Genomic DNA, 17,940 nt, shown 5'->3' on the forward strand with positions numbered 1-17,940 from the left:
GGGAGCGGGTGGTTCTCACAGCCGTCCGAGGACCGCCCGCTTGGCCAGGGTGAACTCCTCGTCCGTCAGCACTCCGTCGCGATGCAGCTCGCCAAGTTCGCGCAGCCGCCGCAACAGCGCGTCGTGGTCGTCCGCGGCCGGCGCCCCGGCGGGCGACGGGCCCTTCCCGGGCGCGGCGTCCGCTCCGGCGGCCGGGGCCGCCGGGTGCGGCAGGCGGGCCTGGACCGCCGCGGCGACCAGGGCCATCAGCGGATCCCTCTTGAAGCCCCACAACTCGACCGCGTTCGGGTCGTACTTGGGCGGCGCCGTGCCGGGCGCCCCCCGCACCCCGAAGCGCAGGTGCCCGTTCTCCAGCCCGGCGGCCGGCTGCCACTCCACGCCGGTGATCTCCGCGAGCGGGATCGTCCGGGGGCCGGTCCCCGCCTTGGCGTCCTCCGTCTTCCAGTTCCACTCAAGGCGCACCCGTTCCCCGTCGAAGCTCGCCGTGCCGTCGCCGGCGGTGGCGGACACCGGCAGCGACGGGCCCGGCAGCAGGTACCCGGCGACCGGGCCGGGTGGGATCCCGTCCAGCACGAGCGCGTTGCGCACCTCATCGGCGACGTACTCGGCGACGCCGTACCGGTCGGGCTCCACGGCCAGTTGCCAGGGGTCGTCCCGCTCGGCGAGCCGGCCGCCGGTCGCCTGCAGCAGCGGGTCCGCGCCGTCGCGCAGCCGCAGCCGCAGCCGCCCCGACCGGCGCCCCTGCTCGAACGAGACACCCGCCAACGCGGCCAGGGGGACGGTGAGTTCGCCCAGCTCACGGCGGAACGGGCTGACGTTCCTGTCCCGTCCGGGGGTCAACCGCAGGGCGTCGCCGTCGAAAACCCAGGTGCCGTCCCGCTGGATGATTTCCACCATGGGGGGATTGTTTCACCGGATCTGCGGGAGAGTGGTCTCGACCAAATCCGAAGGGAGCGCATGTGAGACGGAACCACGGCACGACTCCCCGAACGACCCGCATTCTCGGATCACTGCTGCTTGTCGCGGCGGCCGGCGTCTTCACCTTCGCCGCGAACCCCGCCGCGCGGGCGGCGGCGCCGCCCCCGCTGGACCGGGTGGTACCGGCACCCGCCTCGGCCGAACCGGGTGGAAACCCGTACCGCATCACCCGCGCGACCGGCGTCCGGGTGGACGGATCCGCCGAGGTACGCCGGATCGGCGCCTACCTGACCGACATCCTGCGGCCCTCCACCGGCTATCCGCTGCCGCTCACCGACCACGGCGGCGGCGGGATCCGGCTCCACCTCCAGAAGGGCGACTTCGGCGCCGAGGGGTACCGGCTGCGCAGCGGAGCCGGCGGCGTCACCATCACCGCGGCCACCCCCGCCGGCCTCTTCCACGGCGTGCAGACCCTGCGTCAGCTCCTGCCCGCCGCCGTCGAGAGGAAGACCGTCCAGCCCGGCCCCTGGCAGATCGCCGGCGGCACCGTCGAGGACCGCCCGCGCTACGCCTACCGGGGCGCCATGCTGGACGTCTCCCGGCACTTCCTCACCGTCGACCAGGTCAAGCGCTACATCGACCAGTTGGCCCTCTACAAGATCAATGAGCTGCATCTGCACCTCAGCGACGACCAGGGCTGGCGCATCGCCGTCGACTCCTGGCCGCGCCTGGCCGGCTACGGCGGCTCCACCGAGGTCGGCGGCGGCGCGGGCGGTCACTACACCAAGGCCGACTACCGGGAGATCGTCCGGTACGCGGCCGCCCGCTATCTCGAGGTCGTCCCCGAAATCGACATGCCCGGCCACACCAACGCCGCCCTCGCCTCCTACGCCGAGCTGAACTGCGACGGCGTGGCGCCCCCGCTGTACACCGGCACCAGGGTCGGCTTCAGCTCGCTGTGCGTGCCCAAGGAGGTCACCTACGACTTCGTGGACGACGTGATCCGCGAGCTGGCCGCGCTCACCCCGGGCCGCTATCTGCACATCGGCGGCGACGAGGCGCACTCCACCAGCCACGCCGACTACGTGACGTTCATGGACCGCGTGCAGCCGCTCGTCGCCAAGTACGGCAAGACGGTGATCGGGTGGCACCAGCTCACCGGTGCGCATCCGGTCGAGGGCGCCCTCGCCCAGTACTGGGGCCTGGACAACACCAGTGCCGCGGAGAAGGCACAGGTCGCCGAGGCCGCGCGGAACGGCACCGGGCTGATCCTGTCCCCGGCCGACCGGGTCTACCTCGACATGAAGTACACCAAGGACACCCCGCTCGGCCTGGACTGGGCGGGTCTGGTGGAGGTGCGGCGGTCCTACGACTGGGACCCGGGCGCCTATCTCGACGGGGTGCCCGCCTCGGCGATCAGGGGTGTCGAGGCGCCCCTGTGGTCGGAGACGCTGAAGAAGTCCGCCGATCTCGAGTACATGGCGTTCCCGCGGCTGACGGGCGCGGCGGAGCTGGGCTGGTCGCCGGCCGCCACCCACGACTGGGACGGCTACCGGGTGCGGCTGGCCGCGCAGGCCCCGCGCTGGGACGCCCTCGGCATCCACTACTACCGCTCGCCGCAGGTCCCCTGGCCGACGGGCTGACGGGCTGACGGACCGGCCGCGAACGAGCCGGCCGAAAGGGCGGCGGGCACCCCGGAGGACCGTACTCCGGGGTGCCCGTGCGTCCGTGCGGGTTCAGAACCCGGCGAGGGGGTTGTCGAGCCGGCCCACCAGCTGGAGCGCGCCGGAGGGGTCGGCGAGGTCCACCATCTGCCTGTTGTCCCGCAGTTGGAGCCGGTTCAGGCAGGACAGCGCGAAGTCCGGGGCGAACATGTCGTACTGCCGGAACCTGTCGGCCAGTTGCGGGTTCGCCTGCTGGTACTCGCGGGTGACCTCGGCGACCGTGTGCCAGAAGTCGTCCTCCTCCAGGACGCCCTCGCCGGCCAGCCGGGCGGCGAGGAAGCGGAAGAAGCAGTCGAAGACGTCCGTGAAGATCGACAGCAGCTTCTTGTCCTCCGGGACCTCCATCCGGATCCGCTGGACCTCCGGCGGCAGGACGGCGTCCGGGTCCATCACCGCGATCTCCTCGGCGATGTCCTTGTAGACCGCCCGCTGCACGGCCCCGTCGGCCAGCACCAGGATGACGTTCTCGCCGTGCGGCATGTAGACCAGGTCGTAGGCGTAGAAGCTGTGCAGCAGCGGGGTGTAGTAGGCGTTCAGATACCGCCGCAGCCACTGCGCCGGCGCCAGGCCCGAGCGCTCGATCAGAGCGGCCGCGAAGGAGGCGCCCTCGTGGTCGACGTGCAGCAGCGAGGCCATGGTGGCGAGGGACTCGCCGTCCCGCAGCGAGGGCACGGGGCTCTCCCGCCACAGCGCGGCCAGCATCTTGCGGTACGGCGAGTAGCGGTCGGTGGCCTGCTCGTACTCCAGGTGCCGGTAGCCGACGGCCGCGCGCTCCCGGATGATCGTCAGACCGGTCGCCTTGAGCACCGGGTCGTTCTCGATCAGCTGGGCCAGCCAGTCGTTGATCGCCGGCGTCGCCTCCATGTAGGCGGCCGAAAGACCGCGCATGAAGCCCATGTTGACGACCGACAGGGCCGTCTTCACATAGTGCTTGTGCGGGGCACTGGAGTTGAAGAACGTCCGGATGGACTGCTGGGCCAGGTACTCGTCGTCGCCCTCGCCGAGGCAGACGAGGTGACCGCGGGCCACCTCGGCGGCGAAGGTGACGCTGAGCTTGTTCCACCACTGCCAGGGGTGGACGGGTATCAGGAGGTGGTCGGCGGGGTCCAGGCCGCGCTCGGTCAGCGTCCGGTGGAACCGCTCGACGGTCTCCTCGCCCAGCTCCTGCCGGATGAAGCCCTCGTACTCGATGCCGGCCCCGGCCGTGAACGCGGCCCGCGAGCGGTGCGCGGCGAGCCACACCAGCCGGACGGGGCTCGCGGCCTCCGGCGCGTACGACAGGTACTCGTGGATGCCGAACCCGAGGCGTCCGTTGTTCGCGACGAAGCAGGGGTGCCCCTCGGTCATCCCGGTCTCGATGTCCTGGAAACCGCTCTTCACCAGCTCCGCGGAGGTGACACGGGGCTTGGTGAGCTTGTAGCAGGTACCGGAGAGGGTGGAGGAGATCTCCTCCAGGTAGACGGGCAGGATCTCGTCGCTCAGCCCCAGGGTCTTCTTCAGCTCGATGAAGAAGTCCAGTGCGGCGAGGGGGAGTTCGCCGCCGTCGCGGATCCGGGTGATCGACTCGCCGTCGACCTCCCAGTGGTCCAGCGCCCGGCGGGCGGCGGCGAACCGGTAGGCGGTGAGCCCGTCGTCGCTGCGCACGACGTACCGGTCGCCCTCCCGCTCGGGCGTGATCAGGCGCTCGTGCGCGAACTCGGCGAGTGCCTTGGACAGGAGCAGGCGGTTGGCGGTCGCCCAGCGCTCGGGGGACAGATGGGCCACGGCGTCGGTGGGGGTCACGCGGTCACCGCCTTCGTGAACTGCTCGCGCGTGCAGAAGCTCAGGAGCGCCTTCTTCTCCGGCTTCCGGATCTCCCGCTCGGGCACGAACCCGACGGCCTCGTTCAGCGCGTGCACGGCCCTGTTGCCGACGTCGGGTTCGACGACGACCCGCTCGGTGGCCGGGTCCTCGAAGAGGTGGGCCATCACGGCCGTGATGACACCCCGGGTGAAGCCGTGCACGGGCGTGTCGGCGGGCGCGACCAGGAAGTGCATGCCGACGTCGCCAGGCCGCGGCTCGTACAGCCCGACCAACTCGCGGTGGGCGGGGTCGTACTTCTCCATCAGGAAGGCGGGTTCCCCGTCGTACAGCCCGAGGAAGGCGTGGTGGTGCTCGTCGGCCGCTATCTCCATGTAGGCCCGCTCGACGTCCTCCAGTCTCGCGTCCTGCATCATCCAGTACACGGCCTTGGGGTGGGTGACCCAGCCGTGCAGCACCCCGGCGTCCTTCAGCGGGTCGAGGGGGCGGAGGGTGAAGGTCAGGTCCTTCGTGGTCATACGGCGAACTCCTGGAAGGCGATGGACTTCTCGACCGGGTAGTACTCGCTGCCGAGCAGCTCGCGAATGATGTACGCGTTCCGGTACGCGCCCATGCCCAGGTCGGGGCTGGTGATGCTGTGTGCGTGGACGCCGGCGTTCTGCAGGAAGACCCCGCGGCCGGTGACGTCGATGGCGTAGTTGCGGCCGATGTCGAAGTTGCCCTGCGAGTCGTAGCGCAGCCTGCTTCGCAGGGGCGCCAGGAAGGCCGGCTCGGCGTAGTGGTAGCCGGTGGCGAGGACCAGGCCCTCGGTGGCCAGCTCGTAGTCCTTGCCCTGCTCCTCCTGGCGCAGGCCGAGGACGTAGCCGCCGTTCTCGTGGCGGGCCGTCTGCAGGGCCGAGTTGGTGAGCAGGCGGGTGGGGACCGGGCCGCCGAGGTTCTTCTGGTAGAGCAGGTCGAAGATCTCGTTGATCAGGTCGCCGTCGATGCCCTTGAACAGGCCCTTCTGCTGGCTTGTGAGCCGGTAGCGGGTGTCCTCCGGAAGCGCGTGGAAGTAGTCGATGTACTCCGGGGAGGTCATCTCCAGCGTGAGCTTGGTGTACTCGAGCGGGAAGAAGCGCGGCGATCGGGTGACCCAGTTCAGCTGGTAGCCGTGGACGTCGATCTCGCTGAGCAGGTCGTAGTAGATCTCCGCCGCCGACTGGCCGCTGCCGACCAGGGTGATCGACCTCTTGCGCTGCAGCTCCGCCTTGTGGTGGACGTAGCGGGAGTTGTGGATGAAGTCGCCGTCCAGGTCCCGGCAGGCGTCGGGGAGGTGCGGCGCGGTCCCGGTGCCGAGGACCAGGCGGCGGGCGCGGTAGACGGCACCGGCCTGGGTGCGCACGACGTACAGCTCGTCCTCGTACGTCACCTCGGCGACCGTGGTGCCGAAGCGGACGCAGCTCAGTCTGTTCGCCGCCCAGCGGCAGTAGTCGTCGTACTCGACCCGCAGCGGGTAGAAGTTCTCGCGGATGTAGAACGAGTACAGTCTGCCCTTCTCCTTCAGGTAGTTGAGGAAGGAGTACGGCGAGGTCGGGTCGGCCAGGGTGACCAGGTCCGACATGAACGGGGTCTGCAGGTGGGCGCCGTCCAGGAGCATTCCCGCGTGCCACTCGAAGTCGGGCTTGGACTCCAGGAAGACGCCGTCCAGCTCGGCGATCGGCTCGGTGAGGCAGGCGAGGCCGAGGTTGAAGGGGCCGAGCCCGATCCCCACGAAGTCGTGGACGTGGTTCGGGGCTTCAGGACGCGCGGTCAAGGGACTCTCCCAGGTACTGCTCGGCGTGGCCGGCTATCAGATCGAGGACGGTGGCGATGTCGGCCGTCGTGGTCTCGGGATTGAGCAGGGTGAACTTCAGGTAGTGGCGGCCGCCGACCTTGGTGCCCGCGACCGCGGCGTCGCCGGAGGCGAACAGGGCCTTGCGGGCGTAGAGGTTGGCGCGGTCGATCTCGGCCGGGTCGGTGACGGCCGCCGGGATGTAGCGGAAGACGAGGGTGGACAGGCCGGGCTCGACGACGACGTCGTAGCGCGGGTCGGCGGCGAGCAGCTGCCAGCCCTGCCGTGCCAGGTCGCAGACCTCGTCGAAGAGCCGCCCGATGCCGTCGGCGCCCATCGTGCGCAGGGTCATCCACAGTTTGAGGGCGTCGAAGCGGCGGGTGGTCTGCAGGGACTTGTCCACCTGGTTGGGGATGCGTTCCTGCACCATCCGGCGCGGGTTCAGGTACTCGGCGTGGTAGGTGGCGTGGCGCAGGGTGGCCGCGTCCCGGACCAGCACGGCAGAGGAACTCACGGGCTGGAAGAAGGACTTGTGGTAGTCCACGGTGACCGAGTCGGCGTGCTCGATGCCGTCGATGCGGTGCCGGTACTTCACGGAGGCGAGCAGCCCGCAGCCGTAGGCCGCGTCCACGTGCATCCAGGCGCCGTACTGCTCGCACAGCTCCGCGATCTCCGGCAGCGGGTCGATGGAGCCGAAGTCGGTGGTGCCGGCGGTGGCGACGACGGCCATGGGCACCAGGCCGTCCCGCTCGCAGCGCTCGAGCTCGCGGGCGAGGGCGACCGTCTGCATGCGCTTGTCGTGGTCGACGGGCACGGAGACCACGGAGTCCTGGCCGAGGCCGAGCAGCTTGGCGGACTTCTTCACGCTGAAGTGGCTGACGTCGGAGGCGAAGATGCGCAGGGCGGCGAGGTCGTCCGTCTTGGCCTCCTCGCGCGCCAGCAGCAGCGCCTGGAGGTTGGACTGGGTGCCGCCGGAGGTGAACACGCCGTCGGCCGACGGACCGAGGCCGATGCGGGCGGTGGTCCAGTCGACGAGCCTGCGCTCGATGAGGGTGCCGCCGGTCGACTGGTCCCAGGTGTCGAGGGAGGAGTTGACCGCGGAGAGCACGGCCTCGGCGACCACGGCCGGGATGACGACCGGGCAGTTGAGGTGGGCCAGGTAGCGCGGGTGGTGGAAGTAGACGGCGTCCCGCAGGTAGACGTCCTCCAGTTCGTCCAGGACGGCCGTGATGTCCCCCAGCGGCCGGTCGAGGTCGATCGCGTCGATGCGCGGGCTGAGGGCGTCCACGGTCACACCGGTGAACGGACGGTCGGTGGTGGCGAGTTTGGCCGCCACCCGCTCTACTCCATCGGTCACGGAGCGGCGGTACTGCTCCGCGGTGAGGCCATTGAGCAGATGCGAGCGCATGTGGGGGTCCTCCGAGGGGACAGTCCGTGCGGGGAACGCTGGGCGGGGGCGGCGGGAGAGGCGGGAGAGGCGGGAGAGTGGAAGGAGCGGCGTCGAAGGCCGGCCGCTTTAACTTAGGTTAGCCTAACCTAAATCCATGGCGTGGAAACGCAACCCCGCACGACCGCCGTCACTCGGCGGACCGTTACTCCGCGGCTCGCAACTGCTCCTCCGTCATCCCCTGCCGCCAATACCCTACGAACGTCACCCGGCGCCGGTCGATCCCGCGCTCCCCGACGAAGTGCCGGCGCAGCGCCTTCACCTGGCCGGACTCGCCCGCCAGCCACACGTACGGCCTTTCGGCCGCGGGGAGTTCGGCGGCCCGCAGGGCGTCGACGGCCGTGGGGGACCCGGCGTGCCGTACGAGCCAGGTGATCTCCGCGTCGGCCTCGGTGGGCACGTCCTGGATGTCGGCCGCCTCGGGCACCTCCAGCCAGGCGCGGACCCGGGTGCCGGCCGGCAGCGACTCCAGGATCGCGGTCGCGGCGGGTACGGCGGTCTCGTCGCCCCAGAGGAGGACGGCGTCGGTGTCCGCGGGCGGGCGGAAGCGGATCGCGCGATTGTCGGCGACGGCCGGGCCCAGCAGCAGGACGCGGTCGCCGGCGGCGGCGCGGGAGGCCCAGCGGGAGGCGGGTCCGGCCGGGGCGGGGGAGGAGCCGGGGCCGACCCCGTGCAGCGCGAAGTCGATGTCGATCTCGTCGGGGTCCCGGCGCAGCGCCCGCAGCGTGTACGAGCGCATCACGGCCCGTACGCCGTCCGGGAGTTCGCGCCAGCCCTGCCACCAGCCGTCGCCCAGCTCCAGCGGGACGGCGGGCTCGCTCTGGCCCGGGTGCGGCAGGAACAGCGACAGGGACTGGTCCCGGCCGTGGGAGTGGAAGGCGTGCAGATCGGCACCGGCGAAGGTGACCCGGACCAGCGACGGGCCGAGCCGCCTCGTCCGTACGACCTGGAGGGAGAAGAAACGGAACGGGGCGGCTACGGCCGTCGTCATGTGTGGCTCCTGGGAGTGGGGTTCAGGTTCCGCCAGGGCTGTCGGGGGGTCAGGAGACCTTCTTGGCCTTCTCCAGGGCCTCGGCGAGGGTCGTGATCAGCGGCACGCACTTGTCGTACGACAGGATCGGCTCGGGGGACCGGGCGATGACCTGGCCGGCCTTGACCGCGGGGAGCTTCTTCCAGGTCGGCTTCGAGATGTCGGAGGCCTGGATGGTCGAGCTACGGTCGTCCATCATGATGACGTCGGCCGGGTACTTGTCGACGTTCTCCCAGCTCAGCGACTCGTACCAGCCGCCGCCCCGGGCCTTGGCGCTCTCCGGCGGCTCGACGAAGTTCACGCCGAGCGCCTTGAAGTACTCCAGGTCGACGGAGAGGTTGGTGCCGGAGACGTAGAAGAGCGGGTCGCTCGCGGAGCCGGCCATCACCTTGATCTCGGGCCTCGCCTTGGCGGCGGCGCGCAGCCGGGCGGACGCGTCCTCGAAACGCTTCCTGGCGTCCGTGACCTTCGCGGCCTTCATGTCGCCGCCGAGCGACTCGGCCAGCTCCCACATCCGCTGCAGCGACGTGGGCAGCTGCCGGTCGTAGACGGAGATGCCGACGCTGGGCGCCAGCTGCGCGATCTTCTTCTTCGACTCCTCGGGGACGTACCAGAGGGTGCCGCTGCCGTCGAACATCGTGGAGAGCAGCACGTCCGGCGCGAGGGAGGCGTACTTCTCGATGTTGAACTGGCCCCAGGTGTTGCCGATGACGGTCACCTTGGTGACGTCCATGTCGCCGGCCTGGACGTCGGCCTTGCCGTCCTTGGCCGTCGTCGGGCCGAAGACGCCCTTGACCTGGACGCCGTAGTCGTACAGCGCGGCGGCGACACCGGTGAAGGCGACGATGTTCGCCGGGACCTCGTCCAGTTTCACGGTCGTGCCGCGGTCGTCCTTGAAGGACCAGGGGCCGGACCCGGCGGCCTTCTTCTCCTCGCCGGAGCCCGCGTCTTCGCCCTTGTCGTCCCCGCAGGCGGTGAGCGCGGCACCGAGGCCGAGGGCGCCGCCCGCGGCGAGCAGACCGCGGCGAGAAAGGTGGGTGGCACGGGCATGGGACATGGATGTGACTGCTTTCGACCGGGGCGATCGGCCCGCCGGACAGGTTCAGAGGGCAGGTTAGCCTAACCTCACTTGATGTTCAGCCCCCGGGGAACCCGCCTGTGCCGACGGCGACCGGCTGCCCCGGCACCTCGGCCCGCCGCACCCGCCCTCGTTCGTCCGGGCCCGGCCGGCGAGAAGCTCGCCGACGAGCGGTGCCCGGTGGAGGAGACCACCGGGCACCTGGGCGTTCTTCGCCGAACTGGGCGACGGGCTTCGCCCCGGCGACGGGGCGCCGGCCGGAAGAGGGGTCAGCTCACCAGCCCCAGCTCCCGGGCGATCAGCATGCGCTGCACCTCGCTCGTGCCCTCGCCGATCTCCAGGATCTTGGAGTCGCGCCACATGCGGGCCACCGGATACTCGTTCATGAAGCCGTAACCGCCGTGGATCTGGGTGGCCTCGCGGGCGTTGTCTACGGCGACCGTGGAGGAGTGGAGCTTGGCGAGGGCCGCCTCCTTCTTGAAGGGCTCGCCGGCCACCAGCCGTGAGGCCGCGTCCCGCCAGGCCAGCCGTGCCGTGTGGGCCTTCATCTCCATGTCGGCGATCTTGAACTGGATCGCCTGGTTGGCGCCGATCGGGCGGCCGAACGCCTGCCGTTCCTTGGCGTACTTGACCGACTCGTCCACACAGCCCTGGGCCAGGCCCGTCGCGAGCGCGGCGATGGCGATGCGCCCCTCGTCCAGGATGCGCAGGAACTGGGCGTAGCCGCGGCCCTCCGCGCCCAGCAGGTTGGCGGCCGGGACCCTGACGTCGGCGAACGACAGCTCCCGGGTGTCGGAGGCGTTCCAGCCGACCTTCGAGTAGGGGGCCGCCACCGTGAAGCCGGGGGTGCCCGACGGGACGATGATCGCCGAGATCAGCGGCCTGCCGTCCGGCTTGCGGCCGGTGACCGCCGTGACCGTCACCAGGCCGGTGATGTCCGTGCCGGAGTTGGTGATGAAGCACTTCGTTCCGTTGATCACCCACTCGTCCGTGTCCGGGTCCAGCCGGGCCGTCGTCCGGGTCGCGCCGGCGTCGCTGCCGCCGTCCGGCTCCGTCAGGCCGAAGGCGCCGAGCAGCTCGCCCGTGCACAGGCGGGGCAGCCACTCGCGCTTCTGCTCCTCGGTGCCGAACAGATGGATCGGCATGGCGCCCAGGGAGACCCCGGCCTCCAGGGTGATCGCCACCGACGAGTCCACCCGGGCCAGTTCCTCCAGGGCGATCCCGAGGGCCAGGTAGTCGCCGCCCATGCCGCCGTACTCCTCCGGGAACGGCAGCCCGAACAGCCCCATGCGGCCCATCTCGCGGACGATCTCGTAGGGGAACTCGTGCCGCTCGTAGAAGTCGCCGATCTTCGGTGCCACGACGTCGTGCGCGAACTCCTCCACCGTACGGCGGAGTTCTTCCAGCTCGGGGCTGAGGCGGTGGTCCATGCTGATCACTGTTCCTTGTGGGAGAGAGCGCGGACGGTACGGGAGGGGCTGGGACGGCCCAGCCGCTCGGCCATCCACACGCTGGTGGCGGTCAGACGGCCGAGGTCGACCCCGGTCTCGATGCCGAGGCCGTGCAGCATCCAGACGAGGTCCTCGGTGGCGAGGTTGCCGGTGGCGGACTTGGCGTAGGGGCAGCCGCCGAGGCCGCCCGCGGAGGCGTCCACGGTCGTCACGCCGTGCTCCAGCGCCGCGTACGTGTTGGCGAGCGCCTGGCCGTAGGTGTCGTGGAAGTGCACGCCGATCACGTTCGTCGGCACCCCCTGCTCGTTCAGGAGGCTGAGCAGTTCGTGGACGTGGCCCGGGGTGGCGACGCCGATCGTGTCGCCGAGGCTCAGCTCGTCGCAGCCCATGTCCCGCAGCGCCCCGCAGACGCGGGCCACCTGGTGGAGCGGGACCGCGCCCTCCCACGGGTCGCCGAAGCACATGGACACGTACCCGCGCACATGCACGCCCTCGGCCTTGGCGCGCCGTACCACCGGCTCGAACACGGCCAGCGAGTCGTCCAGCGTGCGGTTGAGGTTGGCCTTAGCGAAGGACTCGGTGGCGCTGGCGAACACGGCGACGCGCTCCGCGCCCAGCGCCAGCGCCCGCTCCAGCCCCCGCTCGTTGGGCACCAGCACCGGAAGAGCGGCGTCCAGGTCCCGCACCAGCGGGTACAGCCGCTCGGCGTCGGCCAGTTGGGGCACCCACTCGGGGCGCACGAAACTGGTCGCCTCGATGGTCTTCAGGCCGGCGTCGGCCAGCCTGCGGACGAACTCCGCCTTCACCTCGGTCGGTACGACCGTCTTCTCGTTCTGCAGCCCGTCGCGCGCACCGACCTCATGGATCCGCACCCGTGCGGGCAGGCCCTCGGCGGGTACCACCATGGGCAGTCCCTCGGCGCTCACCGTGCCGCCCCCTCGGGCGTTTCCACGGCCGGCACCTGGTCCATGGCGGCCTCGGCCGCGATGACGGCCGCCGCCTGGTCCGCCTCGGCCTCGGGTGTGATGACGGCCAGCACCTGGTCCATGGCGACCGTCGTGCCCGGCGTGACGTCCAGCTCGGCGACCGTCCCGGCGTGCGGGGCGGAGATGACGTGCTCCATCTTCATCGCCTCCACCACCAGCAGGCTCTGCCCGGCGGTCACCGCGTCGCCCACGGCCACCTTCACCACGGTCACCGTGCCGGGCATGGGCGCGGTCAGCGAGTCGGCGCCCGCATGGGCCGCGCGGCTCAGCGAGGCGGCCACCGGATCGTGGTCGCGCACCTGCCAGGCGTCACCGTCCCGGCCCAGCCAGGTGCCGTCCGGCAGCGCCGCGAAGGTGTGGGTGACGCCGTCGAGCCGGAAGGTGTACCGGTGCTCGGCGCCGCGCCGCGCGGCCACGATGCCCGAGCCCCGCAGAGGCGCGTGCGCGCCGGGCGGCAGCAGCTCGGTGCCGCCGTCCGGCGTGCTGCGCACGCGCAGGGTCACCGGCTCCCGGCCCGGCACCCGCAGATGGTGCGGCGTCCAGGCCCGCTCGCCGCCCAGCCGCCAGCCGTCGGCGGCGGCGAACGGGTTCCCCCGGCCGTCGGTGGGCGCGAGCGCGGCGTGCCGCAGCAGTGCCGCCGCCGCGTAGACCTCCGCCGGCACCTCCGCGGGCACCAGCCCGTCCACTTCCCGCTCCACCAGCCCGGTGTCCAGCTCGCCCGCCACGACGGCCGGATGGGCGAGCAGCCGGCGCAGGAAGCCCGCGTTGGTCTGCACGCCCAGGGTGACCGTCTGCGCGAGGGCCGCCCGGAGTTTGCGCAGCGCACTCGCGCGGTCGGGGCCGTGGGCGATCACCTTGGACAGCATCGGGTCGTACAGGCTGCCCACCTCGGTGCCCTCGCTGAGCCCGGAGTCCGTGCGCACGCCGTCGCCCCCGGGCTCGTCGAGCAGCAGGACGGTCCCGCCGGAGGGCAGGAAGCCGCGGGCGGGATCCTCGGCGCAGATCCGGGCCTCGACCGCGTGCCCGCTCAGCGTCACGTCCTCCTGCGCGAAGCCCAGCGGCTCCCCGGCGGCCACCCGCAGCTGCCACTCCACCAGGTCGATCCCGGTGACGAGTTCGGTGACCGGGTGCTCCACCTGCAGCCGGGTGTTCATCTCCATGAAGTAGTACGAGGAGGGGTCCCCGCCCGGCACGATGAACTCCACCGTGCCCGCGCCCCGGTACCCGCACGAGCGCGCCGCCTGGACGGCCGCCTCGCCCATCGCGGCCCGGGTCCTCTCGTCGAGGAGCACGCTCGGCGCCTCCTCGATGATCTTCTGGTGGCGCCGCTGCAGCGAGCACTCGCGCTCGCCGAGGTGGACCACGCCGCCGTGGCCGTCGGCCAGCACCTGGATCTCGATGTGCCGGGGCCGGTCGACCCACCGCTCCACCAGCAGGGTGTCGTCGCCGAACGAGGCACGGGCCTCCCGGCGGGCGGCGGCGATCTCCTCCTCCAGCGCGTCCACCTCACGGACCAGCCGCATGCCCTTGCCGCCGCCACCCGCCGACGGCTTGAGCAGCACGGGAGTGCCGATCTCGCGGGCGGCGTCGGCCAGCTGCGCGTCGGAGAGCCCGCTGCCGCTCGAACCGGGGACGACCGGCACCCCGGCCGCCTGCACCGTCTCCTTGGCCCGGATCTTGTCGCCCATCAACGCGATCGCGTCGGCCGGCGGGCCGATGAACACCAGCCCCGCCTCCTCGCAGGCACGCGCGAACCGCGCGTTCTCGGCGAGGAAGCCGTACCCGGGATGGACGGCCTGCGCGCCGCTGCGGGCGGCGGCCTCGATCAGCCGCTCCACCGACAGATAGCTCTCTGCGGCCGGCGCGGGGCCGATCCGTACCGCCGTGTCGGCCTCCCGCACATGCCGCGCGTCGGCGTCGGCGTCGGAGAAGACCGCCACCGAGCGCACGCCCAGCGAGCGCAGCGTACGAATCACGCGTACGGCGATCTCGCCCCGGTTGGCCACCAGCACTGTGTCGAACACGGTTCCCCTCCTCACATCCGGAAGACGCCGAACTGGGGATCTCCCAGTGGCGCGTTGGCGCAGGCGGTCAGGGCGAGGCCCAGCACCTGACGGGTCTCCAGCGGGTCGATCACGCCGTCGTCCCAGAGCCGGGCGGTGGCGTAGTAGGCGTTGCCCTGGCGCTCGTACTGCTCGCGGACGGGTGCCTTGAAGGCGTCCTCCGCGTCCGCCGGCCACTCCTCGCCGCGCGCCTCGAGCTGGTCGCGCTTGACGGTGGCGAGAACGCTGGCGGCCTGCTCACCGCCCATGACGGAGATCTTGGCGTTGGGCCACATCCACATGAAGCGCGGGGAGTAGGCCCGGCCGCACATGGAGTAGTTCCCGGCGCCGTACGAGCCGCCGACGACGACCGTCAGCTTCGGCACGCGGGCGCAGGCCACCGCCGTCACCATCTTGGCGCCGTGCTTGGCGATGCCGCCCGCCTCGTAGTCCTTGCCGACCATGAAGCCGGAGATGTTCTGCAGGAACACCAGCGGGATGCCGCGCTGGTCGCACAGCTCGATGAAGTGGGCGCCCTTCTGGGCGGACTCGGAGAACAGGATGCCGTTGTTGCCGATGATCCCGACCGGGTGACCGTGGATCCGGGCGAACCCGGTGACCAGGGTCTGCCCGAACTCGGACTTGAACTCGGCGAACCGGGAACCGTCCACCAGGCGCGCGATGATCTCGCGTACGTCGTAGGGGGTACGGGAGTCCACGGGGACCGCGCCGTAGAGCCCGAAGGGGTCGACCTTGGGCTCGACGGACGGCTGGACGTCCCAGGGCGGGGACTGCCGGGCCGGCAACGTGGCGACGATGTTCCGGACGATCCTCAGGGCGTGACCGTCGTCCTCGGCGAGGTGGTCGGTGACCCCGGAGATCCGGGAGTGCACCTCGCCGCCGCCCAGTTCCTCGGCGGTGACGACCTCACCCGTGGCGGCCTTCACCAGCGGGGGCCCGCCGAGGAAGATCGTGCCCTGGCCCCGGACGATGACGGCCTCGTCGCTCATGGCCGGGACGTACGCGCCACCGGCCGTGCACGAACCGAGCACGGCCGCGATCTGCGGGATCCCGGCGCCGGACATCCGGGCCTGGTTGTAGAAGATCCGCCCGAAGTGCTCGCGGTCCGGGAAGACCTCGTCCTGCATCGGCAGGAAGGCACCGCCGGAGTCCACGAGGTAGACGCAGGGCAGCCGGTTCTCCAGGGCCACCTCCTGCGCGCGCAGGTGCTTCTTCACCGTCATCGGGTAGTACGTGCCGCCCTTGACGGTGGCGTCGTTCGCGACGACCACGCACTCGCGCCCGCTGACCCGCCCGATCCCGGCGATCACCCCGGCCGCGGGTGCCTGCCCGTCGTACAGCCCGTCCGCCGCGAGCGGGGCCAGCTCCAGGAACGGCGAGCCCGGGTCGAGCAGTGTGTCCACCCGGTCCCGCGGCAGCAGCTTGCCGCGCGCGGTGTGCCGGGCGCGCGCCCGCTCGCCACCGCCGAGCGCCGCCGCGGCCAGCTTGCCGCGCAGCTCCCCGACGAGTGCGAGATGGGCTTGTTCATTGGCCCGCCAGGCCTCCGACGCGGGATCTGCCGCGCTGTGAAGCTCCGGTGCCTCGTGCATCCTGCGGTCCCCTCACACGGTGATCGAACCAGTTAATGAGCGTTAACCATTTCCTTTAGGTTAACGACCGCTAACCTCGCTGTCTAGAATTGGCTGCATGGTCACCAGAACCGACGCGCCCACCCGCCGTGAGCAGATCCTCAAGGAAGCCGCCCGGCTCTTCGCCGAACGCGGTTTCCACGGTGTCGGCGTGGACGAGATAGGCGCCGCGGTCGGCATCAGCGGCCCCGGCCTCTACCGGCACTTCCCGGGCAAGGACGCGATGCTCGCCGAGCTGCTCGTCGGCATCAGCGGGCAGCTGCTCACCGGGGCCAAGCGGCGACTGGCGGAGACCGACGGGGACGGTGGCGCCCCGGCGGTCCTGGACTCGCTGATCGAGGGCCACATCGACTTCGCCCTCGACGACCGCCCCCTGATCACGCTGCACGACCGTGAGCTGGACCGCCTGCGCGACAGCGACCGCAAGCTGGTGCGCCAGCTCCAGCGGCAGTACGTCGAGCTGTGGGTGGAGGTGGTGCGCGAGGTGTACCCGGGGCTGACGGAGCCCTCGGCCCGCTCGGCGGTCCACTCGGTCTTCGGCCTGCTGAACTCCACGCCGCACCTGGGCCGCGCGGGCACGCTCCCCGGCCGGGCCGCCACGGCGGCCATGCTGCACCGGATGGCCCGGGGGGCGTTCGCGTCGGCGGGCGCGGAGTAGGGGGCCGGTGCCTCTCCCGCCCCACTCCCGGCGCCTTCCCGATCCCGTTCCCCGTGGAGCCGGAGCAGGGTGGGCTAGCTCACCCTGGACGCATCGCCTTACTCGCCGGTATCTTCGAGTCTGAGCAAGCGCTTAGACAGACGTGGAGGTGGGCGGCGTGCGCCGTACGGTGTTCAACGAGGATCACGAGGCGTTCCGGGAGACCCTTCGCGCCTTCATCGAGGCCGAGGTCGTGCCCGTCTACGACGAGTGGTTCGCCGCCGGTCAGGCGCCGCGCGACTTCTACCACAAGCTGGGCGAGCTGGGCATCTTCGGCATCAACGTGCCCGAGGAGTTCGGCGGCGCGGGCCTGGACAGCCACAAGTTCGAGGCCGTTCTCTACGAGGAGACCGCCCGCGCGGGCGTCCAGTTCGGCGGCTCCGGCGTGCACGTGCTGCTCGCCCTGCCCTACATCAAGATGCTCGCCACCGACGAGCAGAAGAAGCGCTACCTGCCGAAGTTCGTCACCGGCGAGGAGATGTGGGCCATCGCGATGACGGAGCCGGGCACCGGCTCCGACCTCGCGGGCATGAAGTCCACCGCCAAGCTCTCCGAGGACGGCACGCACTACGTCCTCAACGGCGCCAAGACCTTCATCACCGGCGGTGTGCACGCCGACAAGGTGATCGTCTGCGCCCGCACCGCCGCGCCGACCGCCGAGGACCGCCGGCACGGCATCTCCCTGTTCGCGGTGGACACCAAGTCCGAGGGCTACTCCGTCGGCCGCAAGCTCGACAAGCTGGGCCTGAAGACCTCCGACACCGCCGAGCTGGCCTTCGTCGACGTCAAGGTGCCCGTCGAGGACCTGCTGGGCGAGGAGAACAAGGGCTTCTACTACCTCGGCCACAACCTGGCGTCCGAGCGCTGGGGCATCGCCTTCGGCGCCTACGCGCAGGCCAAGGCGGCCGTCCGGTTCGCCAAGGGTTACGTGCAGGAGCGCACGGTCTTCGGCAAGCCCGTCGCCCACTTCCAGAACACCAAGTTCGAGCTGGCCGCCTGCCAGGCCGAGGTGGACGCGGCCGAGGCCGTCGCCGACCGCGCCACGGAGGCCCTGGACGCCGGTGAACTGACCCCCGCCGAGGCCGCCTCCGCCAAGCTCTTCTGCACCGAGGTCGCCCACCGCGTGATCGACCGCTGCCTGCAGCTGCACGGCGGCTACGGCTACATGAACGAGTACCCGATCGCCCGCCTGTACGCGGACAACCGCGTCAACCGCATCTACGGCGGCACCAGCGAGATCATGAAGACGATCATCGCCAAGGACATGGGCCTGTAAGGCCTCCGCGATCACCGGCCGGTACAACTGAA

At 71.1% G+C, this 17,940-nt stretch carries 14 protein-coding genes; 3 read left to right on the forward strand and 11 right to left on the reverse strand.

Features of this window, described 5'->3' with window-relative positions; genetic code table 11:
- Nucleotides 1–15: 15 nt before the first annotated feature.
- Entirely contained in the window at nt 16–897 is an 882-nt protein-coding gene (locus ACGFT2_RS33290) for a DUF4429 domain-containing protein (RefSeq protein ID WP_393285825.1), read from the reverse strand.
- A 62-nt stretch (nt 898–959) separates the two neighbouring features.
- Between ACGFT2_RS33290 and ACGFT2_RS33295 the strand changes: the two genes are divergently transcribed.
- On the forward strand, nt 960–2,561 hold the full coding sequence (locus tag ACGFT2_RS33295; protein WP_393285826.1) for a beta-N-acetylhexosaminidase: 1,602 nt from the start codon (nt 960–962) through the stop codon (nt 2,559–2,561).
- Nucleotides 2,562–2,654: 93 nt separating this feature from the next.
- Here the strand turns inward: ACGFT2_RS33295 and ACGFT2_RS33300 are convergent, their stop codons facing one another.
- The 10 genes from ACGFT2_RS33300 to ACGFT2_RS33345 all read right to left on the reverse strand — a co-directional run bounded on the left by ACGFT2_RS33300 (nt 2,655) and on the right by ACGFT2_RS33345 (nt 15,896).
- Entirely contained in the window at nt 2,655–4,424 is a 1,770-nt protein-coding gene (locus ACGFT2_RS33300; protein WP_393285828.1) for an IucA/IucC family protein, read from the reverse strand.
- Nucleotides 4,421–4,960 carry a GNAT family N-acetyltransferase gene (locus ACGFT2_RS33305; protein WP_393285830.1) on the reverse strand — a complete coding sequence of 180 codons (540 nt, stop codon included), beginning with the start codon at nt 4,958–4,960 and terminating at the stop codon, nt 4,421–4,423. Before ACGFT2_RS33305 ends, ACGFT2_RS33300 begins: the two co-directional genes overlap by 4 nt.
- Complete coding sequence (locus tag ACGFT2_RS33310) at nt 4,957–6,234, reverse strand: lysine N(6)-hydroxylase/L-ornithine N(5)-oxygenase family protein (protein ID WP_393285833.1); 1,278 nt, start codon at nt 6,232–6,234, stop codon at nt 4,957–4,959. The genes ACGFT2_RS33305 and ACGFT2_RS33310 overlap by 4 nt, the downstream gene beginning before the upstream one ends.
- Entirely contained in the window at nt 6,218–7,660 is a 1,443-nt protein-coding gene (gene desA / locus ACGFT2_RS33315; RefSeq protein ID WP_393285834.1) for a lysine decarboxylase DesA, read from the reverse strand. Before desA ends, ACGFT2_RS33310 begins: the two co-directional genes overlap by 17 nt.
- Before the next feature lie 184 nt (nt 7,661–7,844).
- Nucleotides 7,845–8,690: a siderophore-interacting protein gene (locus tag ACGFT2_RS33320; RefSeq protein ID WP_393285836.1), complete on the reverse strand. Its 846-nt coding sequence runs from the start codon at nt 8,688–8,690 to the stop codon at nt 7,845–7,847.
- A 49-nt stretch (nt 8,691–8,739) separates the two neighbouring features.
- Complete coding sequence (locus ACGFT2_RS33325) at nt 8,740–9,786, reverse strand: ABC transporter substrate-binding protein (protein WP_393285839.1); 1,047 nt, start codon at nt 9,784–9,786, stop codon at nt 8,740–8,742.
- 290 nt (nt 9,787–10,076) lie between these two features.
- Nucleotides 10,077–11,237 carry an acyl-CoA dehydrogenase family protein gene (locus ACGFT2_RS33330; protein ID WP_393285842.1) on the reverse strand — a complete coding sequence of 387 codons (1,161 nt, stop codon included), beginning with the start codon at nt 11,235–11,237 and terminating at the stop codon, nt 10,077–10,079.
- Between the two features lie 5 nt (nt 11,238–11,242).
- Nucleotides 11,243–12,184: a hydroxymethylglutaryl-CoA lyase gene (locus ACGFT2_RS33335; protein WP_393285844.1), complete on the reverse strand. Its 942-nt coding sequence runs from the start codon at nt 12,182–12,184 to the stop codon at nt 11,243–11,245.
- Nucleotides 12,181–14,268, reverse strand: a complete 2,088-nt coding sequence (locus ACGFT2_RS33340) for an acetyl/propionyl/methylcrotonyl-CoA carboxylase subunit alpha (RefSeq protein WP_393285847.1) — start codon at nt 14,266–14,268, stop codon at nt 12,181–12,183. The genes ACGFT2_RS33335 and ACGFT2_RS33340 overlap by 4 nt, the downstream gene beginning before the upstream one ends.
- 11 nt (nt 14,269–14,279) lie before the next feature.
- Nucleotides 14,280–15,896: a carboxyl transferase domain-containing protein gene (locus tag ACGFT2_RS33345; protein WP_393285850.1), complete on the reverse strand. Its 1,617-nt coding sequence runs from the start codon at nt 15,894–15,896 to the stop codon at nt 14,280–14,282.
- Between the two features lie 97 nt (nt 15,897–15,993).
- Between ACGFT2_RS33345 and ACGFT2_RS33350 the strand changes: the two genes are divergently transcribed.
- Together ACGFT2_RS33350 and ACGFT2_RS33355 are read left to right on the forward strand one after the other, a co-directional pair.
- A complete protein-coding gene (locus tag ACGFT2_RS33350) occupies nt 15,994–16,593 on the forward strand; it encodes a TetR/AcrR family transcriptional regulator (protein WP_393285853.1) in 600 nt (199 codons plus the stop codon).
- A 157-nt stretch (nt 16,594–16,750) separates the two neighbouring features.
- The gene (locus tag ACGFT2_RS33355) at nt 16,751–17,908 is read left to right on the forward strand and encodes an acyl-CoA dehydrogenase family protein (RefSeq protein ID WP_393285856.1); all 1,158 of its coding nucleotides are present in this window, start codon (nt 16,751–16,753) and stop codon (nt 17,906–17,908) included.
- Nucleotides 17,909–17,940 lie beyond the last annotated feature (32 nt).

Origin of the sequence: Streptomyces sp. NPDC048514 (genome assembly GCF_043199955.1) — a bacterium.
Taxonomy (GTDB): Bacteria; Actinomycetota; Actinomycetes; order Streptomycetales; family Streptomycetaceae; genus Streptomyces.